The organism is Vibrio sp. V04_P4A5T148, assembly GCF_963875605.1.
GTDB classification, from domain to species: Bacteria; Pseudomonadota; Gammaproteobacteria; order Enterobacterales; family Vibrionaceae; genus Vibrio; species Vibrio anguillarum.
This window is the reverse complement of sequence record NZ_CAWNMS010000054.1, coordinates 1-22,187: the sequence shown is the minus strand read 5'-3', so window position 1 is coordinate 22,187 and position 22,187 is coordinate 1. Positions and strand designations below refer to the sequence as shown.

Sequence of the window (22,187 nt, the reverse complement as noted above, 5' to 3'; positions counted from 1 at the left end):
TCAAAATTCCGAGTATCCTTGTCTGCCATCCGAAAGGGGTAAAAAGTAAGAGGAATCGGAATGCTAGGTCTTAGCGAATCAGCAAAGTTGGTCAAAGATGCGCTAGAGAGCCGAGGTTTGGAAACGCCTATGCGTCCAAATGAGGTTACTCGTGAAGAAAAGAAAGAAAAAATCGAACACCATATGCGTGAGATCCTCACACTACTCGGTCTTGACCTGACCGACGACAGTTTAGAAGAGACGCCCCATCGAATTGCGAAAATGTATGTGGATGAAGTGTTTTCTGGCCTCGATTATCAAAACTTCCCCAAAATTACTGTGATCGAAAACAAGATGAACGTCAGTGAAATGGTGCGCGTAAAAGAGATTACCGTGACCAGCACCTGTGAGCATCATCTAGTGACTATCGATGGTAAAGCCGCGGTGGCGTATATCCCAAGAGGCAAGATAATTGGTCTTTCTAAGATTAACCGTATTGTACGTTTTTTTGCTCAGCGCCCCCAAGTTCAAGAGCGAATGACACAGCAGATTCTGGTGGCTTTGCAAACCTTACTCGGTTCAGACGATGTCGCAGTCACCATTGATGCCACTCATTACTGCGTTAAATCACGTGGTGTTATGGATGCGACCAGTGAAACGACCACCACAGCATTAGGCGGTATTTTTAAATCTAACCCTGCCACCCGCGCCGAATTTTTCCATGGTTTACATTAATCGAATCTCAGTTGAGTCCATCGATTAACGTTGATCAACTAAAAAAGCCCTCGCAAGTGAAGCCGAGGGCTTTTTCGTTTTACCACGCACGCCTTATTGAAACAGAACCAAGTACTCGCCATAGCCCTCAGCTTGCATCGCCTCTTTTGGTACAAATCGCATCGCGGCGGAGTTCATGCAGTAGCGTAAGCCGGTTGGTGCTGGTCCATCCTCAAAGACATGACCTAGGTGAGAATCTGCAAAACGGCTGCGCACTTCGGTTCTGGTATAAAAAAGCCGAGAATCGCTTTTGGTCGCAATATACGCTTCATTAATTGGCCGAGTAAAACTGGGCCAGCCTGTACCAGAACGGTATTTGTCGGTAGAAGAGAATAATGGCTCTCCGCTGACTACATCGACATAAATACCATCGGCTTTGTTATCCCAATACTCATTGTTAAATGCGCGTTCAGTACCTTCTTCTTGCGTCACGTAATATTGCAAATCAGTCAATTTGGCGCGTATTTCTTTATTCGAAGGTTTATTGTATGCCTTAACGTTGTTTTGCATTTTTTGCGCTTCGATCAATTGACGTAAGGTTTTTGGGTGCTCATTACGATCTTTGCCGAAGATGGTATCAAGATATTGGTCACGTCCGGAAGCATGACGATAGTAGGTGTAACGTACTTTGCTCTTTTTATAAAAATCTTGGTGGTACTCTTCAGCAGGCCAAAATTGGCTGTATTGAATCAGCTCTGTTTTGAGCGGCTTTTTGAAGATCCCTAGCGCATCGATTTCTTGCATAAAACGCTGCGCGGTCTGCTTCTGTTCACTGTTGTGATAAAAAATGGCAGGCCGATACTGTGGGCCTCTATCAACAAACGAGCCTTGATCATCTGTCGGATCAATGTGGCGGAAAAAATGATCCAATACATTTTCGTAGCTGACAACTTGCGGATCAAAGGTCACTTGAATCACTTCAATGTGGCCCGATTTTCCTGATGAGACTTGTTTATAGGTAGGGTTTTCAAGGCTGCCACCCGCATAACCAGAGACAACGCTAATGACACCGTTGAGTTTTTCAAGATCAGATTCTGTACACCAAAAACAGCCCCCAGCTAATGTCGCGATTTGCTGATTACCAATGCTGGGCATGGTTTTAGGCTGAGTTTCTGCTTGGCTAAATAGCGAAAACAGAATAGGCACAATAAGCGCTATTGAGAATATAAAGGGAGTAAAACGTTTCATAACCGACCTTACTTATTTTTATTGATACTGGTAAAGAACGGTGAAAAGCGCAAAAAATTACAGAGAAAGAAAACAAATAGCGTGAAGAAAGCCTTTCTGAGCCCGAAGATTTGCGCTCAGAAAGGTTAATTTCGAACAATAATATCAGGTTAGGCCGATAATATTTCCTTTAGAATCAATGTCTAAATACATGAAGGCGGGTTTTTCAGGAAGGCCCGGCATGGTCATCACGTTGCCGCATAGCGCATAGATAAAGCCAGCACCCGCACAGAGCTTTAATTCGCGGATCGGTACATCAAAACCTTTTGGTGCGCCTTTAATCGCAGCGTTGGTTGAAATTGAAAGCGGCGTCTTCGCCAAACAGACAGCAAGCTTCCCGTAACCTTGCTCTTGCATGTTGTGCATTTGACGTCGTGCTTTATCAGTAAAAGTGACGCTTGCCGCGCCATAGCCCTTTTTCGCTACGGCGTTGATCTTATCTTCGATCGTCTGCTGTGCTTGGTATAACGGTGTGAACGTACTCACTTTTTCACACTGCTTAATGACTTTGGAAGCAAGCTCAGTCGTCCCTTCGCCTCCAAGAGCAAAACCTTCACTCAGTGCAACCTCTACCTGGTAGGGTAGTGCGTGAATCATCATTGCGAGCTGCTCAAGCTCTTCTTGGCTGTCTTGTGGAAAGCGGTTAATGGCAACCACGGCGGGTATTCCATACTTACTCACATTTTCAATATGCCATTTGAGATTTTCAAAACCGGACACCAACGCGGCATGGTCTGGCTGAAATAGAGTGTCGGGAACTGGCTGGCCGGGACGCAATTCATACAGACCAGAGTTCGCTTTTAAGCCGCGAAGTGTGGTGACGATAACGGCGCAATCTGGCGCTTTCCCAGATGTCGCGGCTTTAATATTGCACGCCTTTTCAAATCCCATATCAGAGCCAAAGCCGCCTTCTGTTACAGTAAATTCGGCCAACCTTGTGGCGATGTCATCAGCGATAATAGAAGAGTTACCGTGCGCGATATTGGCAAAAGGCCCGGCGTGAATCAGTGTCGGTACGCCTTCTAACGTTTGCATTAATGTAGGTTCAATCGCCTCTTTCATACTGACAGCCATCGCCCCAGCGACTTGTAAATCTTCGGTGGTAATCGGTGTACCATGGTGACTATAGGCGACGACAATCCGCCCAATCCGTTGACGCAGATCGTTTAAGTTTTTGGCTAATGCAAGAATCGCCATCAGCTCAGAAGCCGCTGAAATATCAAAACCATCTTCACGCTCAAAGCCATTGATTGATTTATCCGTTTCATTTCGGCCAACGGTAACCATGCGCAATGCGCGATCGTTGTGATCCATCACTCGCTTCCAAACCACATTATTTGGGTCGATACGCAGTGCTTTCATTGCGGTGCGCTGCTCGAAATCGTCATAACCAAGGCGCTGTTCGTGATAGATCCGGGCATCTATCGCCGCTGCCGCTAGGTTATGCGCGGCTGTGACGGCGTGGATATCGCCAGTGAGATGCAAATTGAGCTCTTCCATTGGTGCCACTTGTGAATAACCGCCGCCAGCGGCTCCGCCCTTAACACCAAAGATTGGTCCCATTGAGGGTTGACGAATACATGCCATCACCGAATGACCCAATTTTGCCATTCCCTGTGATAGGCCGATGGTCGTGACGGTTTTTCCTTCCCCTAATGGCGTTGGGGTAATGGCAGTCACAAGGATTAACTTTCCAACCGTTTGTGTTTGCAAACGTTCAAGGCAACTTAATGAAATTTTGGCCTTAAAGCGGCCTTGGCTGTGGAATTCGCTGGCGGTGAATCCTGCTTTGTTAGCGATAGCCTCTATGGAGGTTAATGAAGTGGCGCGGCAAATTTCAATATCAGGCAGCATAAAACCCTCATTATTTAGTATTGTACGGGTTGGGAAAACGTTTGCGTCGCGATAATAACGTCAAAAAATGGGTTGTAAAGTTATTTAATGAGTGGATTATAAACTAATGTCTGAGCTTTTAGCTCGATTCTTCGTTCTCTTTTGTGTCATTGTCGTTGGGCTCTTTATGATGATCATCTTCAAGTTGCTCACTATCTTGTTGATCATAATGCTTGACGACAAAGGGGGTTAACATAACGGAAGAGGGAAGAAAACGTTTCATATGGATTTCCTTGTTTGTTAGTAACTGAACATATGGTATTGAAACTCGACTTACACTGCTTTAGCTCTGACGGCCTTTACTCTATAATGCGGCGTTTTTACTAGGCCAACCTTACCTCACTGCGGATATTTTATGATTTCAAAAAACCAACTGAAACTACTTCGTGCTTTAGGCCAAAAGAAACAGCGCAAGGTTCATGGCCTGTTTTTAGTGCAAGGCGAAAAGAACGTGTTGGAATTGATTAACAGCCAACTGACGGTAAAGCAGGTTTTTGCCACTGCGGAGTTTATCGCACAAAACCGCGTTGAGCTTAGTGTTTTTGAATGCATTGAGGCCACATTAGATGACTTAACCAAAGCCAGCACTTTGGTGAGCAATAATGCTGCAATCGCAGTCGTTGAGATCCCCGAAGTGACGGTGCCTGAAGCGAAAGGATTGATGATCGCTCTCGATGGTGTTTCTGACCCCGGTAATTTAGGGACGATTATCCGTGTTGCTGATTGGTATGGCATTAAACACATTGTCGCTAGCCACGATTGCGCCGATCCATACAATCCCAAGACCATCAGTGCCACCATGGGTAGCTTTGGGCGTGTTACGGTGAGCCAAGTGGATTTGGGTGCTTATTTACAGAGTTCAAATCTACCTGTTTATGGGGCTTTTTTAGAAGGTGAGAGCGTTCATCATACGAAATTTGCAGCTGAAGGGATTTTATTGATGGGCAGTGAATCGCATGGTATTCGTGCCGAAGCGGCTCAATATGTTACCGACAAAATCACCATTCCCGCCTTCGGGGGAGCTGAGTCACTTAACGTAGCAATGGCTACGGGTATTATTTTGGATAACCTGCGCCGCCAACATCACTAGATCAAACCAAGATCACTCGATCAATAAGTAAAGCTTAAAAGTTGTTGCTTTGGATTGTCGTCAAAAAGCGTGATAACGGATGCCGTGTTTGCGCTTTTTTTATAACGCTAGTTATAAGAAGAAAAGACTACTTCTCTAACATCCCCAGTTTGTTTGGCACGCCATTCCATTTTTCAGCATCATCCATGGCTGGTTTGACTTCGGTTTGCACCGGCCATATGTCGGCAAGCTCAGCATTGAGTTCGATGTAAATCTTCTGATCTTCTGGGAGTTCATCTTCTTGAAAGATAGCTTGAGCTGCACATTCAGGAACACATAAACCGCAATCAATGCATTCAATGGGGTTGATCACCATAAAATTGGGGCCTTCGTGAAAGGCATCTGCAGGGCATACCGCGACACAGTCAGTAAATTTACATTGGATGCAATTATCCGTTACGACAAACGCCATGATGATCAGCTCTTAGTTAGTCAAAAATGAAGAATGGGGATAATACGCATCCCAAGTTAAATTTCAACATCCAACGCTATGAATATCTAGCGTAACGTGTGATGAATTCGGGATTTAGTATGACAGATAACGCCATTTCCCGTAAAATGCGCGCCATTGTGAGCGGGCCGCTTGCGGCTTTGGCTAAGACACCGACTAAAACGAGACACCGACATGATACGTTTAACCGAAATTAAACTTCCTTTGGACCACGAGGAGGGGGCAATTTTTGCTGCTATTACTGAAAAACTTGGTATTGCTGATGAACAAGTTCTTTCATTCAATATGTTTAAACGTGGCTACGATGCTCGTAAGAAAACGAAAATCATGCTGATTTACACGCTAGATGTGAGCGTGGAGAATGAAACGGAGTTGCTTGCTCAGTTTGCTGATGATCCGCATGTGAAAGTGACGCCGGATATGGAGTACAAATTCGTTGCTCAAGCGCCAGCGAATCTTACTGAGCGCCCAGTGGTGATAGGCTTTGGCCCTTGTGGTCTATTCGCAGGACTTATTCTTGCTCAAATGGGGTTTAACCCAATCATTGTCGAGCGTGGTAAAGAAGTGCGCGAACGCACCAAAGATACCTTTGGTTTTTGGCGTAAACGTACATTGAATACTGAATCTAACGTGCAGTTTGGCGAAGGTGGAGCGGGAACTTTTTCTGATGGAAAACTCTATAGCCAAGTGAAAGATCCTAACTTCTATGGTCGTAAGGTCACTACAGAATTTGTCGCTGCGGGCGCACCTGCTGAAATCATGTACGTGAGCAAACCGCACATTGGTACGTTCAAATTGGTGACCATGATTGAAAAAATGCGAGCCAAAATCATCGAATTAGGCGGTGAAATTCGTTTTAGTACTCGTGTTGATGACATTCACATCGAAGAAGGGCAAATTACCGGGCTTACGCTGTCAAATGGTGAAGAAATTAAAACGCGTCATGTTGTCCTTGCGGTCGGTCATAGCGCACGTGATACCTTTGAAATGCTGCATGAACGTGGCGTTTATATGGAAGCCAAACCCTTTTCAGTAGGGTTCCGTATTGAGCATAAACAATCAATGATTGATGAAGCGCGTTTTGGTGCGAATGCGGGTAACCCCATTCTTGGCGCGGCGGACTACAAATTGGTTCACCACTGTAAGAATGGCCGCACTGTTTATAGCTTCTGCATGTGCCCCGGTGGCACGGTAGTGGCGGCTACTTCTGAAGAGGGGCGCGTTGTGACCAATGGCATGAGTCAATATTCTCGCGCAGAACGTAATGCTAACAGTGCGATTGTAGTGGGTATTGATCCTGAACGTGATTATCCCGGTGATCCGCTAGCGGGCGTGCGCTTCCAACGTGAACTTGAATCACGAGCTTATCAACTTGGCGGCGAAAACTACGATGCACCAGCACAAAAAATTGGTGACTTTTTACAAGGTCGTGATCCGAGTGCGTTAGGTGATGTCGAACCCTCTTTTACACCCGGCATCAAGTTGACAGATATTTCAAAAGCGTTGCCTGATTTTGCCATTGAAGCCATTCGTGAAGCGATCCCAGCGTTTGATAAGCAGATCAAAGGATTTGCCTCTGAGGATGGTTTGTTAACTGGAGTAGAAACTCGCACGTCGTCACCCATTTGCATTAAACGGGGTAAAGATTTCCAAAGCATCAACCTGAAAGGCTTTTATCCGGCAGGTGAAGGTGCAGGTTATGCGGGCGGGATTTTATCAGCAGGCATTGATGGTATTAAAGCGGCCGAAGCATTGGCGCTTTCTATGGTTAACGAAGCTGAAAAAGCATCATAATTTGCAATATTAAGCATAAGAAAAGGCTCATTGGAGCCTTTTTTATTACAGGGACGATTAGATTCGTTATCACATTGAATTTTAAAAGTTTCTTCTGATAGAGATTATCATTTAACTAAAAACAATCTAAACTAGCCCGAACATTATGAGGAGAGATCATGAAGTACGACTGGATTTTATTTGACGCTGACGAGACCTTGTTTCATTTTGATGCTTTCAAAGGTATGCAACTGATGTTTGAGCGCAAAGGAGTGTTGTTTACTGAACAAGATTTTGCGCAGTACCAAGAAGTTAATAAACCACTGTGGGTCGATTACCAAAATGGTGATATCACGGCGGCGCAGTTGAAGCATACTCGTTTTGCAGAGTGGGCAGAAAAGCTCGCGACGACGACCACGGAATTAAACAGCGCATTTCTTGAAGCCATGGCAGATATCTGCACTCCACTACCAGGAGCAAAAGAGTTATTGGATGCCCTTACAGGTCGAGCGAAACTTGGCATCATTACTAATGGTTTTACTGAACTTCAAGCGATTCGTTTGCAAAGAACGGGGATGAGTGAATACTTTGACCACGTGATTATTTCAGAAGAGGTTGGTGTAGCGAAACCCGATCACGGGATTTTTGCCTACGCGTTAGACAAAATGGGCAACCCGGCTAAAAATCGTGTATTGATGGTAGGAGATAACCCGCATTCCGATATTCTAGGTGGCTTGAATTTTGGTATTGAAACCTGTTGGTTAAACGCAACTGGCGCAAGTGCTGTTGATGGCATTGAGCCACACTACCATGTGCGTTCATTGCACGAGCTTAAAGATATTTTGGTCGCATAATTATTTACAATGGTGTGGCTTGGGGTGTGGAGTGATGATATCGACCTCCACACCAACAAATCGATTCGTTAGCGGTTGAATTCACCGTCACGCTCAGGTTGATAAACTACATCAAGAATCTCAATCACTCTTTCTCTACCACCAGGCATTGGCCAACTGAGCTGTTGACCAACAGCTAGGCCCAACAATGCACTGCCTACTGGGGCAAAAACAGAGATATCTTGACTGCTTTTCACTTCATGCGGATACACAAGATTTTTTTCGATCACTTCATCACTGTCGATAAACTTGAAGCGTACGGTCGAATTCATGCTCACCACATTATTTGGCATCTCTTGCGGGGCGACAATGGTGGCTCTATCCAACTCAGCCTCGAGCTTTTCTAACTCTGGCGTTAGTTTAGGCATGCCATCCAGTAATGCGGATATTCTGTCCATATCAAGGCTTGAAACTAAGACAGGTGCTAAGTTTGACATTTTTAATACTCCAAAAAGAAATACCGCCCAAAAGCTAGGCGGTATAAAAATTAACGTCAATGTTATTGCGATTCAGGCTATGACATTAATCTTGTTCGACATAGAATGCAAATAATACGGTATCAGTTTGTTATGAATTTGGCATGCACGTATTTAGGCTGGGAGTGGATGTTGTGCAGTACGTAAAAATTAAAGATGTGATTGTTGAACAAATCGATGCTGGCATGCTTGCCCCTCGTCAAAAATTACCTTCTGAACGAAAACTTGCAGAGTCGTTTAATACCACACGCGTTACCCTGCGTGAGGCTTTGTCTCTGTTGGAAGCGGATGGCAAGATCTACCGAGAAGATCGGCGAGGTTGGTTTATTTCTCCCGAGCCGATACGTTACGACCCAACCCAAACTCTGAATTTTACCAACATGGCTTTAGCACAAAACCGAGTACCAAAAACGGAACTGATGATGGCAAAAGCGCTATTAGCCAATAAACAAGCATCGCTCTTATTGGGATTGAAGCCATTTTCGGATGTTTACCAAATTGATCGTGTGCGTTATTTAGAAAATCGCCCCGTGGTCTATGTGACGAATTACGTGCGCCCTGAATTGTTTCCCAACTTGCTGACTTTCGATTTGTCTCAATCACTGACGGATATTTATCGCGACCACTTTGCCGTGGAGTATCAAACAGTCCGTTATCGAATTACCACTAGCTCTTTGTTTGGTCATATGGCGCAAGCGCTACGCGCTACATCAGGCACTCCGGCGATGGTCGTTGAGCGTATTAATTATAATCAACAGGGTGAACTGATCGATTGTGGCATCGAATACTGGCGACATGACGCGATTTGTATTGAGTCGTTAGCCAAGCTAACCGTGGCCCGCTGAGGCTTGGTCCATTAAAACTAGGTCCGTTAAAGCTAGGTCTGTTAAAGCTATGTTCGTTGAAAATTGAGCGCATTCAATGAAAAAGGCGACCTCTATTAAGTCACCTTTTTACTGTGTTATTGCTGTTTATGACTGGGTTTGTGCATCCGTCTGTTTGAGCTGTTTATGCCCATCTTCACTGACGCCACGTTTCCAGTAGCTGCTGATATAAATATTGTCTTTGGCTATCTCTTTTTCATTGCGAAAATACTCTCTTAGCGCGCGCATGGTATCAAATTCACACGCACACCATACCGAGCCATTCTCACCCAGCCAATTTTTCTCGATAACCGAAGTCGCCAGATTGGTGCTGCTGTCTTTCACTACCCAAGAGATCTCTATGTTCTCCGGAGCCTGTAGTGCCTGTTTGTCATCCACATGCTCAATTTCAATTACTGCATAACCTTTTGCATCACGTGGTAAGCGTTTTAATTGAGCTGCAAGAGCAGGGATCGCGGTCATGTCAGCGGCTAAGAAAAACCATTTCCCATTGGGATTCAACCCTTGAGCTTTACCTGGGCCAGCGATTGAAATCGTATCACCAATGGCCGTATGCATCGCCCATCTGACTGCAAATCCGCACTGCTTATCTTCCGCTTCGTGCCGTACAAAATCGATTTCAATGCGATTGTTGGTCGCATCAAAACTTCGAATGGTATAAGTGCGCATTATTGGGCGCTGATCAGGGGTTAACCGTGACAAATCAGTGCCACCATCTTCACTAAACAACAGCTTGATATAATCGCCTTCGTTTTCAAGTGTAAAATGCTCAATTGAGTCACCCTGTAACGTAATGCGTTGCAGGGAAGGCGAAATCTGCTGACTACCCACAACCGTGAGTGGATAGAAAGAGCGTTTAGGTTCTGTTTCTTTTTTCATTATTCTCTAGATTACCGTTTTGTCTTTTGTAGGTATAACCTTAAACTGAGTGCTCAATTGATTCAATGATAATAACTATCATTTACGTTATTTTACTTTGAAGAGATGGGAATATGTAACTTTGCAGATAAAAAGCCCCATACGCATAATGGTATGAGGCTTAATAATGCTCACATTTTGCTGATGTTTAAACTTCGTTAGGTGCAACTTCTGCAACTTCTGCAAGTTCATCCCGTTCGTTCATTTTTGATGCTTCAAGCATTTTTCGAACAACCAATGAAGCGACGATGGCCACTGCTACCATCACTACGGCTAAGATCGTGAGCATTTTAAAGTAGTCGCCATAAACGCTTTGGACGATATGCTGACTGATCACTTGACCTTTTTCTAATGCGATGGAGGTTGAGAACACCGCACCCACAATGCCGCTTAAGGCGATGGCGACTGAAAAGAGGCTAACCGAAAAGTTTTCGATGTGCTTGGGAGCCACTGACAAAATGAAGGCCACTACTAAACTACCAACAATAACTTCCGCAAAAGCTTGGAAGAAGTGGATCATCAAAAAGACTTCTGGTCTGATGATAACATCAGCACCAATATTCATGACTGCCATGGTTAAGATGCCAAATGCAATGGCGGTAAAGATGAATGCAAAGCCAATTTTAGTGGCTGTTGAAAAATTAATGCCTCGCTTTTCCAGTGAAGAGAAAGTCATAGCAATGACAGGCCCAGCAACAATGCACCACAGTGGGTTCATCGCCATTGATGCTTCAGGAGCGATTGGGATTAATCCAAATAAGTCACCACGCATCGTATTAATGGTTACCATAGTCATGGAGGTCATCATTTGCCCGTAATAGACAAAGAAACAGGTGGTGAGCACCGTCATGATAAGAATAGTGCCCATTTTCAAGGTATCGGATCGATTCGCTTTAAACATCAAAAAGATGAAGTAAAAAATGGCAGCCGCACCAATGGCATAAACGATGTTTTGACCGATGTCCATATTAGAAAACATGAAGAAAACTAGCCCAACCATCGCGCATGATACTGCACAAAAGGCGAGCCAGTTTTTCACGCTTACGGGAGCTTGATCAATCTCAGCTGCGGCATTCACTAATGATTTATTAAACACAATTAAAGTGGCAAAGGCGAACGCTGCCAAAATGGCTGAGAGCATAAAGCTACCGTGAAAACCGATCACTAAAACAAACATCGGGAATAAATATTGACCAAGTAGTGCTCCCACATTGTTTACCGAATAATTGACAGGGTAACAGTTTTCAAAATGTTCTTGAGAGCTAAAAGTGCGTTTATATAAACTGGGGTAAGAAGGAGACATTAATCCGCGTGCGTAGCTCGCTAAAGCGATGCCTGCTAATGCCATCGCGACGTTGGTTGTTGAGGCACCCAGCACCAGTAGTGTGTAACCAAGAGCAAAAGCGCCGTAGGCAATGGTTAATGAACGATAAGCGCCAAGGAACTTATCGGCAATAAAACCACCAGCGATCGCAAAAAGGGGGCCAATGGATGAAAATGCTCCTACCACCATCATGGTATCGGCTTCGTTATAATCCAAATCTTCTAGAAAAAAACGGGTTAGGATAACCATTACCCCGTAAAATGATAAGCCAAACATCATTTGGCAGAACATCATTGATTTATTGAGTTTATTCCACATATTAATCTCTCCATGCAGTGGATCTTTAGAGTTTATTACTGTAGATTTTATCATCGGTAGTTATAAATAAATTGAAACAATTATCGCAGAAACCTTACTTTATGCACGAGCATTTCTAATGCGTGGCTATCGTTTGAGTAATGTTTAAAAAGCGATTGTTTATTTTATTTTTTGACTCAAGCACTATGCACATGTAGGAGTATTTACGTGTTACCAAACCATACGTTTTAATACTGCTGCTTTCTTGATGTCGATTGCTATGACACAAGTTTTATGGTGGCTGGAATGGAGAGAGAAAAATAACGATGGTAGCCGAGCATCTTTATATCGTATTAGGTAAACGACTTGTTGATCAGCAATTAACATTAGAAGGGCGTAGTCGTATTGATGGCCTCGTTAAGGCGTTACAACGTCATGAAATCGATCATAGTGTCATTGCTTTATGCGGTGGGCTCACGCTAGGGCAACATATTTCTGAAGCGAAGGCTATGTATCATTACCTTCAATCGGAGCTTACTCGGCTCAATGTGTCACTTTCGAATAACCGCATTTTGCTGGAAGAGTACTCAACCAGCACGGTAGAAAATATCGAAAACGTCGCGTTAGAGCTGCAAAAAAACGGTAGTATTGACACGCAAAAAACATTACCTGTTACTTTTATTTCTAACGACTATCACTTGCAGCGTATTTTTGAAATTCAGCAATTAATGGATGAGCAAGGGTTACTGCGAGTGCTTAAACAACGCTGTGAAATGATGGAGATCACGCTGGCTATTTCACCGGATCTGCACGATCACCTAGTGGTGAAATACCCTTATACGCATTTAGCCGCGGAACTGTTTCTATTGGTCGATCAACTAACGACTTACCGTGTCTATCTTGAAGGTGTTGTGGCGGGCTCATTTTTGCGCGATCTCACGCAAGTGAGAGCCATTCCTTACCAAATAGCATATGAGGCTATTTTAGCGATCAATCATAAAATCGCAGACAAGCCAAAGTGGGTTTTTGTTCGCTGTCTTACGGATTTATTGATGCAGTGTATCAATGCCACAAAGGGGGCGTTAAATGTCAGTGAGATTCAACCTTATCTCATTTTGTTCGACAGCAACTTAACGTTATTGAATCGATATCTTGATCCTGAAAACTCATGCGTCGGACGCTGGTGGCGTCAGGGATAGTAACAAGCGAAATAGATGAATCAAAGAGACCCCGCAATGCGGGGTCTTTGCTTTTTAGCCAAGCGACTTATTTCCTGACCAAAAACCGTTTTGAACAAAACAACGTGTTAAGCCGTTTCTAACGTACGCTCTTTGACCACGCTTAGACGCTCGCCATAAATTGGACGTAGTGCTGCCAGTACATGGTTACGAGTTAGCATACCGACAAACTTGCCATCTTCAAGGACGGGGAGATTTTGTGGTTTGTTCACTTTCATGCTTTTTGCGCGCTCTTCTAAAGAGAGTGAGCTAAAACGAGTAGCAATACCCATGCTAGTAGTAGGGTATAACTGTTCTTTATCGATACATAAAAATTCGGCGATATCAATCAGACGGTCAGATGCATCGATGGCGATAACATCGCGGCTCATAAGATCCACCACTTTTTGCCCTTCGGTAGGGAGGTAGTCTTGGCACCATAAATCCACCATGACATCGTGAGCTGAGAAAAACCCGACCAAACGACCAGCCACATCAACCACAGGAGCACTATCGAGCTGGTTATCCAGCAACATATCAATCGCGACTGCGGTTGGCATTTCCACGCCTAGAGTTACAGGTTGGGTGTTCATAATGTCTTTAACTGTAATTGTTTTATTCATTTTCGTTTCCTTCACTGACGTAATTGTTGCTGTTTCCGTAATAGTGCTAATGTTTGCGGCTTTAAGTTGTGGACCGCGGAAAATAGACCAGTTGGCGAGCCCAACCAACACAGCACCGCCGACAATATTGCCCAAGGTCACTGGGATAAGGTTTGCCGTCACAAATTGATGAATGTTCAAATCTGCGTAATGAGTGGCACTGATACCGACCTGTTGCCAGAAGCTCTCTGGTGCAAAGTTTTGAATCACAATGCCTAAAGGGACCATAAACATGTTGGCTACGCAGTGCTCAAAGCCGCTAGAGACGAACATCGCCACAGGCAAAATTGTCATTGCGGCTTTGGTCATTGCATTGGCTGAGCTAAACGTTAACCAAATCGCAAGACAAACCAGTAAGTTACATAGCACCCCAAGAGAAAATGCTTGAACAGGTGTATGGTGCAGTTTGTGCTGCGCGATGTTCAGCGCATTCAACCCCCATTGACCATCATCCAACTGATAGAGACCAGCCCCAGTAACTAAAAGCAGTAAGAACATGGCACCAATGAAGTTACCGATATAAACCTTGCCCCAAATGGATAACATTTTGCTAAAGCTGATTTGTTTATTGGCCCAAGAAATGCTCGACAATACGGAACTGGTGAACAGTTCACCGCCACAAATCACGATTAAAATCAGCCCCATGCTAAAGGCTAAACCACCCGCTAACCGACTGAGCCCCCAACCTGCGTTAGCACTGCCTGTGGTGACAGTGATGTAGAACAAAAATGCTAAGCCGATAAAAGCACCAGCCATAATGGCAAGGCTCAGTGTCATACCGCTACTTTTCTTGGCTTTGCTTAATGCAAATTTCTCGGCTTCTGCCATCATCTCAATCGGTGAGAACAGCTGTTTATTTTCAGAGTAGGCTGCAGACATACACGCTCCCAAAGCTCAATTTCATAATTACCTCCCAAGTTCAAACAAAGCGTCATGCCTTGCTTCCCATACAGACTAACGAACGGGTCATGAAGTAGTAAAATTGATAATTTTTAGATTACTCATCAAATGAATTGATATGAATAAATGAAAGAGTAGAATGAAACCGTTTGCGCATATTAACTCCCTTGAAATTAAAGGTGTGGCGCGCAGTAGATGAAAGCTAAATAGGAAAAGCAGTGCGGTATTCACTCAAACAATTAGCAGTTTTCGATGCTGTTGCCGATAGTGGCAGCGTCAGTCAAGCTGCGGATAAATTAGCGTTAACTCAATCCGCGACCAGTATGTCGCTAGCACAATTGGAAAAAATGTTAGGTCGCCCTTTGTTTGAAAGACAAGGAAAGCAGATGGCATTGACTCATTGGGGAATGTGGCTTAGGCCGAAAGCGAAGCGTTTATTACAAGATGCTCAGCAGATCGAAATGGGCTTTTATGATCAGCACTTGCTTAGCGGTGAAATCAGTATGGGGGCCAGCCAGACCCCTGCCGAGCACCTCGTTCCAGACCTTATCAGCATTCTTGATAACGATTTCCCAGAGATGCGTATTGAGCTTGGTGTGAAAAGCACCAAAGGGGTGATCGATGGCATCCTCGACTACAAATATGACCTTGGTATCATTGAAGGTCGATGCGATGATAACCGTATTTCCCAAGAAGTGTGGTGTCGAGATCACCTAACAGTGATAGCTTCGGCTCATCATCCTTTTGCCAAATGTAAAACGGTGAGTCTTGCACAGCTTGAACAAGCCAAATGGGTGTTAAGAGAGCACGGTTCTGGCACTCGCAATATTTTTGATAGCTCGATTCACCATCTTATTTCCGATTTAGATGTGTGGCGAGAGTACGAACATGTTCCTGTGCTACGCAGTATGGTTGCGAATGGTCCGTACTTAACTTGTTTACCTTACCTCGATGTAGAACGCTTTATTGAGAATGGCCAACTGGTAGCGCTCAATGTGCCTGATCTGAATATGGAAAGAACGTTGTCGTTTATTTGGCGAGCAGATATGGCTGAAAACCCGTTGGTTGAGTGCATTAAGCGTGAAGGACTGCGCATGATGAAAGGACGACCAAGCGTACTTTAAGCTTGTTAATCTTGGTTATGATTTACTTTGTTACTTCTCAATATGGGGTGTGATAAGTGAAGCTATTGAGTGTTCGCATTTAGCATCATATCACACACCCTCATCACCTAATCTAACGCTCATGCTCGATTAAAAAGCACTTCAAATATGTTGATTTATCGTTTGCGTCAACATTTCAATGAAATAAGTGCAGTCATTGCATTTATTTCATGACTTAGGTCACTAGTTATCTGTGGTTGAAGCTTTTAATATCGGCACTTGATTTATTGATGTCGCTATAGCAACGGCTTGTTAAATGACAGGCAGATAGCGGCTAAATGAGGGCGCTATGAGCACACTATTTGCAATTTCACTAACGACAGGCATTCTTTCTGGTGTTTGGGGCTGGATAGCCGTTTCGTTAGGCTTACTATCATGGGCTGGCTTTTTAGGATGTACGAGTTATTTTGCCTCTCCAACCGAGGGTATTAAAGGTCTTGCAGAAAGTTTGATAACTAATATCAGTGGCGTTTTTTGGGCAATGGTCATTATTCATTCATCCAGTTTGGTGAGCTTGGATATTTTGGGTTACGTTGTCACTGCAGTGGTGGCATTTTTAATGTGCATTCAAGCGTCGAAAGCGTGGCTTGGCTATATCCCTGGAACCTTTATTGGCGCTTGTGCCACTTTTGCTGCGGGTGGTGATTGGCAACTGGTTATTCCATCACTTCTATTAGGTGGCATTTTTGGCTTTGCGATGAAAACAAGTGGTATGTGGTTGCATCAACGATCTAACCAGCCAGCGCTGAGCGACAGCGCAACTGTTGAAACGCGTTCTAAATCCTCAACTTGTTAATTTATGTTTAAGACTAATGCTGGTGAAATCTGCATTGGTAAAGGTTACCCCCAATTGATCCGTATCGATTCATCAAAATTGTTGATATACCCATTCAATATAAGATTAGTCACATATAGCGAAATGGAAATGATACGAGGTACACAATCATGTGTGCCTTTTTTTACGTGTGACCATTGGCCATCGTAATCACGCGTTTTAGTGTCCAGCGCAGCAGTACAGGAATAGACTCCACACCTTGTTGTTCACAATGGGAAACGATGGCAAGCGCCAAATCAGGTTTCGCGTGTTTTTTCAGCACACGTGTGACCACTTTTTTCGCAGGGATTGGATGATCGTAAGGTATTTTAATCAAATCTTTGAAGAAGTGTTCAAAGCCATGAGAGTACAGAAAATGTTCGATATCTCGATCGGGAAGTTCGGTCAGGCGATGCCGTTCTTGATCACCTGTTAGCATACCGCGTACCGTTGACGAATATTTTTTGCCAGCGGGATCGCCATCAGTCACGACATGCCAATCAATGCCAAACGCTTTCGCCACTTTAATTAAGGACTTCAGACCAGACTGAGCAAATTCGACAATTTGTACTCCTTCGGCGGCTAGATTATAGCCACACTGGCGAGCCAGCTCACTAAACAGCCACACCTCAGTTTCTCCTTCAACCAACAACCAGCAGCGAGCAAAAAGCACCCCTGAGCGATGAAAACGGATATGAAAACCGATACGTCGTAGTTCGTCCTTACTCAATCCACGAGAGATCATCGAATTTGCAATGGTACGGTCAGAAGTACGCACCAAACGCCGAATCGAATGAAGGGGAACAGAGCCAAGCAGATCACCACTGTTCGTTGTGAGAATTTTCTGCATGGGTAATAGTTGAAGTAAACTCCAAGCGCGCGCCAGATGAGTAGGGTGCAATCGACCTTCGGGATCTTCGATAATCAGCAGCGGCCTAGCGCAACGTCGTAGGTCTGTTGGGCCTTTGGCTTGCAGATAAGCATTGAGTAAGCCCATCAACAGCAAACGAGTTTGCTTATTTTTAGTCTCTTCAACAAATTGGCTTATGTTTTTATCGGCGGTTGGGCTGGAATAGACTAAGCTGTCACGTTGCTGTCTTGGGTTTTTACGTGTCTGACTTTTGAATGAAAAATAGTGATCAACTAATACATTCATTGAGTTAAGGCTACTTCTCATCTCGCCTTTGTTGACATGCCCAGGGATGGCCAGTAAACGACGACAGGTATTATCAATGCGTTTTTCGGCGCGAGAATTTTTACCGTTACCATTAACGAAAGGCCGCTCGAAACGCCGTGAATCTTTCAAACGGATCACTGGGTGTAAGCTCATCAGCTCTTGCGCTAATTTTTCAGAATGATGCAGCGGTAGTGGATTGCCTTCGAGGTCTAAAAACAGGTAGCGAGTGGTAATATCATATCGCTCACGAGTGGCACTGATGCGATAGAATATCCGTTTCGTACCCGTTTCATCTTCAACCCAAATCGGCCTCAGCTTACGATAACGGCCGGATCGAGATTCATTTTTGTCTGTAGAAACAAAGCTTAAGACAATTTGTAAATGCTGAGTTTGAGGATGAGCGATAGAGTAATCGACGTGGAAATCTTGCATTTCAAATTGATAAGGTACACCGTTGGCTGGTAGCACTACTGATAAGGCGTCCAACAATGAGGACTTACCCCAAGTATTTTCACCGATCAATGTGGTGAGTTCATCAAAAGCGAGCGATAAACGTTTGATTCCTCTGAATCCGGAAATTTCAATTCGCTCTAGATGCATAGGCAGACTCCTTTTATAACTCAACAAGTTAGCTTCTCGCTGAGTCTGTTTTTCTTTAAGCATAATGGAAATTATGCAGATAAGTAGGCTGCTGGCTCACATATCAAGTGTTTATGTAGGGGCAGCCGAATGAGACAAAGGCTACAAAGCGTGATGAGGTTGACTTAGCGTAATTATATTTTCAAACTCGTTTCATAAAAGTCACGATTCTGTCATGATTCTTCAGCTAGGATAGAGTGGAAAAAGAAGAGAAAGATAAATGATGCATAAAAAGAATAGACCAGCATCAATTATGCTGGCACACATTAATGACACTCACTCATATTTTGAACCGACATCGCTGCAATTGACTCTCCACATCCAACAGCAGACTTTAACACCGTATGTAAGCGCTGGCGGTTTTGCACGAATTGCAACACGAGTTCAGCAATTGAAAGAAGATGCGGCGCGTATGAAGCGAGCCTTTGTATTTTTACACGCTGGGGATTGTTTCCAAGGCACGCTCTATTTTTCGCTATTTAAAGGTAAAGCCAATGCGGACATGCTCAACGCATTGAATCTTGATGCGATGGCATTAGGCAATCACGAACTGGATATGGGTAATGAACCCGTTGCCCATTTTGTTAAACGTATTCAATTTCCATTGCTAGCTGGCAATTGGGATCTTTCCAATGAAAGATCGAATAAGCCTTTTCCAATAGCCGGTAGCCCGCAAGTGATAAGTTATCAACCTCAAGGTAAATACGCTCGCTGGATAGAAAAACAGGCTGGTGATGAAACGATTGCAATTTTCGGCTTGTCACTCGATAAAATGGCTGATATTGCCAACCCAGATCTCGATACTCCATTTATTAACGCTATCCAAACGGCGAAAAATACGGTTGCTGAAATACGCGCTAAAGGGATCAACAAAATTATTCTACTTAGCCATTTAGGTTATGAAGCGGACATTGAGCTCGCACAGCAAGTGGAAGGTATTAGTGTTGTCGTCGGTGGGCATAGCCACCGATTACAAGGCGATTTTAGTGCACTAGGGCTGATGAAAGATGATGAGTATGGTTTAAGAATTAACGACACTTATGTCGTCCAATCCGGTTATCATTCTTTGAGCTTAGGTCATTGTTACATCGACTTTTCAGCCGATGGCAAAGTGAACAAATTTCAGGGTCGTAATGAACTGTTACTTGGCCGTCGACTGTTTCTTGATGCCAGCATGAGCGAAGCGGGCACCGATAACACCCATTTAGCGGCGTGCGAATTTTTAAGCCAACACCCTAATGTGGTGGTGTGTAAGAAAGATCCGCAGGTCCAAGGAATATTGATCGATAAATACATGCCGCGAGTACGTCAGCTGCAACAAAATATTATCGCACATGCTGATTGTTTCTTAAGACACGTCAGAATTCCTGATGAAACTGGGCCGAGTGAGTTGGCTCCTTTGGTGGCTCAATCATTCGTCTATGCCATGCGGCAAAGAGGGCACCCCGTGCAGTTTGCAATACATAACGCTGGTGGAGTCAGAAACTCGCTCAACGCCGGACAAGTTTCGGTGGCAGACATTGCCGGAAATTTATTGCCTTTTGCCGTTCCTATTGGTGTCTACCGAGTGCAGGGAGAAACCTTAATTGAGATGCTTGAAGGGGCGATTAATAATGCGCTGGGCAATGGGGTCGACGGCACAGGTTCTGGCAGTTATCCTTACACCCACAATCTCTCGTTTACTTATGCCGCCGATCGGCCTGTAGGACAACGCATCACAAATGTGTTGTTATTTGATGAGAAAAAAGGTTGGCAACCAATTGATCTTAATCGTTATTATTGTGGGACCTCTTCGGCCTATACCATGAAAGGCAAAGAGGGATATGATGCGATACTGAAAATGCAGGGAGAAGGTTTTGTTTCGAATGTGTCAATGGCCGATGCGTTTATTGAACTGCTGACGGAAAAACCTGAAATACTTAACCACACAGGAACTCAACCCCAACATCATTATCAGTAACTCGGTTTGACATAAATTTACTGGCATAGACTTTGCTTTTTAACTTTCAGTCTTAACGCATCTTCAACCCGATGAAGGTGCATGAAGATGTGAAAGGGGAAAGTATAATGTGGATTAGAGATTGGTTAGATGCTGCTGTCGTCGTTGCTTGGGTCAGTGCATGGTCTGTATTGGTGTATTTATTACCACTGGCAGGCGTATAAAAATCTAAGCTAAAAAGGAGCATAAATGGCTCCTTTTTTTGATCACGGCTATGGACCTTTGCATCCAATAGGCATAAAATCCGCGCTGATTGGGGAGTAGTCGCCTTTCAGGGAAACCGCATGAAGGTCGTTGATATATAAGGGCTGCAAAGATGCTAAGAATCCGCTTTGAACCTATCACCAATCCCAGTTTTTAAATGTAACCACATGAAATTAAAGATCGTCTTGTAGATCATTTTCGTTGTTTTGTAATAGCTCCTAGACAATATAGGAGCCTAAATATGAGCGAGTTAACCAACCCATTTATGCATTTCCAAATCATTAAAGACTACCGACAAGAAAGCAAAGTAGATCACAAATTATCAGATATTATTTTGCTGACAATTTGTGGCGTTTTGTCGGGTCATGATGGCTGGGATGGCATTATCGATTTTGGCAATGCTCGCTTAGATTTCCTCAAACGATATGGTCACTTTGAAGCTGGTATTCCTTCTGCAGATACGCTGTCTCGTGTGATGGGCATGATTAATCCGGCAGCGTTGCAAAGAAGCTTTATAGCCTGGATGAAGGACTGCCATACACTGACGGATGGAGAAGTCATCGCCATCGACGGCAAAACATTACGTGGCTCTTATGACCGCTCGAAAGGTAAAGGAACGATCCACATGGTGAACGCTTTTGCTACTGCCAACGGAATGAGTATCGGCCAACAGAAGGTTGATAGTAAAAGTAATGAAATTACCGCGATCCCCAAGCTACTTGACTTGCTAGAGGTAAAAGGCTGCTTGGTTACGATTGATGCAATGGGATGCCAAAAGAAAATAGCGCAAAAAATTCTCGATAAAGAAGCGGATTATTTGTTAGCAGTGAAAGGTAATCAGGGAATGCTTGAGCAAGCCTTTGATGATTATTTTCGAATGGACATGCTTCAAGACTTTGACGGCAGTTCTTACAGTACTCAAGAAAAAAGTCACGGAAGAACGGAAACGAGAGTGGCTTTAGTGAACCGTGATTTGTCGGTTTTAGGTGATATTGAGCATGAATGGCCCGAGCTAAAATCAATGGGCATCGTCGCTTCGATTCGCCAAGAGTCGGCTGTAGCAACAGAGCAGGATGTGAGTATTCGTTACTATATCTGTTCTAAAGAATTAGAAGCCCAAACTCTGCTTGAAGCGACGCGTTCTCATTGGGGCGTAGAGGCCATGCATTGGTCCCTTGATACCGCATTTAGTGAGGACAACTCTCGTATTAGAGCCGATGATCGCGCAGAGGCTTTAGCAAGGATCAGGCAGATATGTTTGAACCTATTAAAGAGTGAAACCACCTTTAAAGGTGGCATTAAACGCAAACGGATGAACTGCGCAATGGACGAAAACTACCTAAGTAAGGTTCTCGAAAGCTTTACAGGGCGGTGATGTTCATGCGGTTTCCGTG

The 22,187-nt window shown here is 44.1% G+C and carries 19 protein-coding genes; 10 read left to right on the top strand and 9 right to left on the bottom strand.

Features of this window, described 5'->3' with window-relative positions; genetic code table 11:
- Positions 1–60 precede the first annotated feature (60 nt).
- The gene (gene folE / locus AACT18_RS11750; protein WP_013867838.1) at positions 61–714 is read left to right on the top strand and encodes a GTP cyclohydrolase I FolE; all 654 of its coding nucleotides are present in this window, start codon (positions 61–63) and stop codon (positions 712–714) included.
- 93 nt (positions 715–807) lie between these two features.
- Here folE and msrB read toward each other — a convergent pair whose 3' ends face one another.
- The 3 genes from msrB to AACT18_RS11735 form a co-directional block, all read right to left on the bottom strand.
- The gene (gene msrB, locus AACT18_RS11745) at positions 808–1,941 is read right to left on the bottom strand and encodes a peptide-methionine (R)-S-oxide reductase MsrB (RefSeq protein WP_094125479.1); all 1,134 of its coding nucleotides are present in this window, start codon (positions 1,939–1,941) and stop codon (positions 808–810) included.
- A gap of 144 nt (positions 1,942–2,085) precedes the next feature.
- Positions 2,086–3,834, bottom strand: a complete 1,749-nt coding sequence (locus tag AACT18_RS11740) for a formate--tetrahydrofolate ligase (protein ID WP_094125478.1) — start codon at positions 3,832–3,834, stop codon at positions 2,086–2,088.
- A 118-nt stretch (positions 3,835–3,952) separates the two neighbouring features.
- Positions 3,953–4,096: a hypothetical protein gene (locus AACT18_RS11735; protein WP_170907816.1), complete on the bottom strand. Its 144-nt coding sequence runs from the start codon at positions 4,094–4,096 to the stop codon at positions 3,953–3,955.
- A gap of 132 nt (positions 4,097–4,228) precedes the next feature.
- Here AACT18_RS11735 and AACT18_RS11730 point away from each other — a divergent pair, with 132 nt between their 5' ends.
- Positions 4,229–4,963, top strand: a complete 735-nt coding sequence (locus AACT18_RS11730) for an RNA methyltransferase (protein ID WP_094125477.1) — start codon at positions 4,229–4,231, stop codon at positions 4,961–4,963.
- 127 nt (positions 4,964–5,090) lie between these two features.
- Here AACT18_RS11730 and fdxA read toward each other — a convergent pair whose 3' ends face one another.
- Positions 5,091–5,414: a ferredoxin FdxA gene (fdxA, locus tag AACT18_RS11725; RefSeq protein ID WP_010318513.1), complete on the bottom strand. Its 324-nt coding sequence runs from the start codon at positions 5,412–5,414 to the stop codon at positions 5,091–5,093.
- A 213-nt stretch (positions 5,415–5,627) separates the two neighbouring features.
- Between fdxA and AACT18_RS11720 the strand changes: the two genes are divergently transcribed.
- Both AACT18_RS11720 and yjjG read left to right on the top strand, forming a co-directional pair.
- The gene (locus AACT18_RS11720) at positions 5,628–7,247 is read left to right on the top strand and encodes an NAD(P)/FAD-dependent oxidoreductase (protein ID WP_038148414.1); all 1,620 of its coding nucleotides are present in this window, start codon (positions 5,628–5,630) and stop codon (positions 7,245–7,247) included.
- Between the two features lie 158 nt (positions 7,248–7,405).
- Positions 7,406–8,080, top strand: a complete 675-nt coding sequence (gene yjjG / locus AACT18_RS11715) for a pyrimidine 5'-nucleotidase (protein WP_094125031.1) — start codon at positions 7,406–7,408, stop codon at positions 8,078–8,080.
- A 68-nt stretch (positions 8,081–8,148) separates the two neighbouring features.
- On the opposite strand, the gene rnk is transcribed toward yjjG, so the two are convergent.
- Entirely contained in the window at positions 8,149–8,556 is a 408-nt protein-coding gene (gene rnk / locus AACT18_RS11710) for a nucleoside diphosphate kinase regulator (RefSeq protein ID WP_026027712.1), read from the bottom strand.
- Between the two features lie 173 nt (positions 8,557–8,729).
- Between rnk and phnR the strand changes: the two genes are divergently transcribed.
- Positions 8,730–9,440, top strand: a complete 711-nt coding sequence (gene phnR / locus AACT18_RS11705; protein ID WP_094125033.1) for a phosphonate utilization transcriptional regulator PhnR — start codon at positions 8,730–8,732, stop codon at positions 9,438–9,440.
- Between the two features lie 126 nt (positions 9,441–9,566).
- On the opposite strand, the gene AACT18_RS11700 is transcribed toward phnR, so the two are convergent.
- Together AACT18_RS11700 and AACT18_RS11695 are read right to left on the bottom strand one after the other, a co-directional pair.
- Positions 9,567–10,358 carry a siderophore-interacting protein gene (locus tag AACT18_RS11700; protein WP_094125032.1) on the bottom strand — a complete coding sequence of 264 codons (792 nt, stop codon included), beginning with the start codon at positions 10,356–10,358 and terminating at the stop codon, positions 9,567–9,569.
- Positions 10,359–10,545: 187 nt separating this feature from the next.
- A complete protein-coding gene (locus tag AACT18_RS11695) occupies positions 10,546–12,039 on the bottom strand; it encodes a peptide MFS transporter (protein ID WP_094143393.1) in 1,494 nt (497 codons plus the stop codon).
- A gap of 305 nt (positions 12,040–12,344) precedes the next feature.
- Here AACT18_RS11695 and AACT18_RS11690 point away from each other — a divergent pair, with 305 nt between their 5' ends.
- A complete protein-coding gene (locus AACT18_RS11690; protein WP_094143016.1) occupies positions 12,345–13,217 on the top strand; it encodes a YdcF family protein in 873 nt (290 codons plus the stop codon).
- Positions 13,218–13,324: 107 nt separating this feature from the next.
- Here AACT18_RS11690 and focA read toward each other — a convergent pair whose 3' ends face one another.
- Positions 13,325–14,776, bottom strand: a complete 1,452-nt coding sequence (focA, locus tag AACT18_RS11685) for a formate transporter FocA (protein WP_094143014.1) — start codon at positions 14,774–14,776, stop codon at positions 13,325–13,327.
- Positions 14,777–15,015: 239 nt separating this feature from the next.
- On the opposite strand from focA, the gene AACT18_RS11680 reads away from it, so the two are divergent.
- On the top strand, positions 15,016–15,921 hold the full coding sequence (locus AACT18_RS11680) for a LysR substrate-binding domain-containing protein (RefSeq protein WP_013867825.1): 906 nt from the start codon (positions 15,016–15,018) through the stop codon (positions 15,919–15,921).
- Positions 15,922–16,249: 328 nt separating this feature from the next.
- Positions 16,250–16,756: a DUF1097 domain-containing protein gene (locus tag AACT18_RS11675; RefSeq protein ID WP_094124969.1), complete on the top strand. Its 507-nt coding sequence runs from the start codon at positions 16,250–16,252 to the stop codon at positions 16,754–16,756.
- Positions 16,757–16,919: 163 nt separating this feature from the next.
- Here the strand turns inward: AACT18_RS11675 and AACT18_RS11670 are convergent, their stop codons facing one another.
- Positions 16,920–18,551: an ATP-dependent endonuclease gene (locus tag AACT18_RS11670; RefSeq protein ID WP_094124970.1), complete on the bottom strand. Its 1,632-nt coding sequence runs from the start codon at positions 18,549–18,551 to the stop codon at positions 16,920–16,922.
- Between the two features lie 259 nt (positions 18,552–18,810).
- Between AACT18_RS11670 and AACT18_RS11665 the strand changes: the two genes are divergently transcribed.
- Both AACT18_RS11665 and AACT18_RS11660 read left to right on the top strand, forming a co-directional pair.
- The gene (locus AACT18_RS11665; protein ID WP_094144281.1) at positions 18,811–20,550 is read left to right on the top strand and encodes a bifunctional metallophosphatase/5'-nucleotidase; all 1,740 of its coding nucleotides are present in this window, start codon (positions 18,811–18,813) and stop codon (positions 20,548–20,550) included.
- Positions 20,551–21,034: 484 nt separating this feature from the next.
- Positions 21,035–22,168 (top strand): ISAs1 family transposase, encoded by a 1,134-nt coding sequence (locus tag AACT18_RS11660; RefSeq protein WP_094125218.1) that lies wholly within the window; start codon positions 21,035–21,037, stop codon positions 22,166–22,168.
- Positions 22,169–22,187: the final 19 nt, after the last annotated feature.

What these genes read in the sequence shown, in the direction of transcription:
- AACT18_RS11720 (WP_038148414.1), top strand. Translation starts at nt 5,628, where the DNA reads ATGATACGTTTAACCGAAATTAAACTTCCTTTGGACCACGAGGAGGGG.
- AACT18_RS11670 (WP_094124970.1), bottom strand. Translation starts at nt 18,551, where the DNA reads ATGCATCTAGAGCGAATTGAAATTTCCGGATTCAGAGGAATCAAACGT.
- rnk (WP_026027712.1), bottom strand. Translation starts at nt 8,556, where the DNA reads ATGTCAAACTTAGCACCTGTCTTAGTTTCAAGCCTTGATATGGACAGA.
- AACT18_RS11660 (WP_094125218.1), top strand. Translation starts at nt 21,035, where the DNA reads ATGAGCGAGTTAACCAACCCATTTATGCATTTCCAAATCATTAAAGAC.
- fdxA (WP_010318513.1), bottom strand. Translation starts at nt 5,414, where the DNA reads ATGGCGTTTGTCGTAACGGATAATTGCATCCAATGTAAATTTACTGAC.
- folE (WP_013867838.1), top strand. Translation starts at nt 61, where the DNA reads ATGCTAGGTCTTAGCGAATCAGCAAAGTTGGTCAAAGATGCGCTAGAG.
- AACT18_RS11740 (WP_094125478.1), bottom strand. Translation starts at nt 3,834, where the DNA reads ATGCTGCCTGATATTGAAATTTGCCGCGCCACTTCATTAACCTCCATA.
- AACT18_RS11695 (WP_094143393.1), bottom strand. Translation starts at nt 12,039, where the DNA reads ATGTGGAATAAACTCAATAAATCAATGATGTTCTGCCAAATGATGTTT.
- AACT18_RS11730 (WP_094125477.1), top strand. Translation starts at nt 4,229, where the DNA reads ATGATTTCAAAAAACCAACTGAAACTACTTCGTGCTTTAGGCCAAAAG.
- AACT18_RS11665 (WP_094144281.1), top strand. Translation starts at nt 18,811, where the DNA reads ATGATGCATAAAAAGAATAGACCAGCATCAATTATGCTGGCACACATT.
- yjjG (WP_094125031.1), top strand. Translation starts at nt 7,406, where the DNA reads ATGAAGTACGACTGGATTTTATTTGACGCTGACGAGACCTTGTTTCAT.
- focA (WP_094143014.1), bottom strand. Translation starts at nt 14,776, where the DNA reads ATGTCTGCAGCCTACTCTGAAAATAAACAGCTGTTCTCACCGATTGAG.
- AACT18_RS11700 (WP_094125032.1), bottom strand. Translation starts at nt 10,358, where the DNA reads ATGAAAAAAGAAACAGAACCTAAACGCTCTTTCTATCCACTCACGGTT.
- AACT18_RS11735 (WP_170907816.1), bottom strand. Translation starts at nt 4,096, where the DNA reads ATGAAACGTTTTCTTCCCTCTTCCGTTATGTTAACCCCCTTTGTCGTC.
- AACT18_RS11675 (WP_094124969.1), top strand. Translation starts at nt 16,250, where the DNA reads ATGAGCACACTATTTGCAATTTCACTAACGACAGGCATTCTTTCTGGT.
- msrB (WP_094125479.1), bottom strand. Translation starts at nt 1,941, where the DNA reads ATGAAACGTTTTACTCCCTTTATATTCTCAATAGCGCTTATTGTGCCT.
- AACT18_RS11690 (WP_094143016.1), top strand. Translation starts at nt 12,345, where the DNA reads ATGGTAGCCGAGCATCTTTATATCGTATTAGGTAAACGACTTGTTGAT.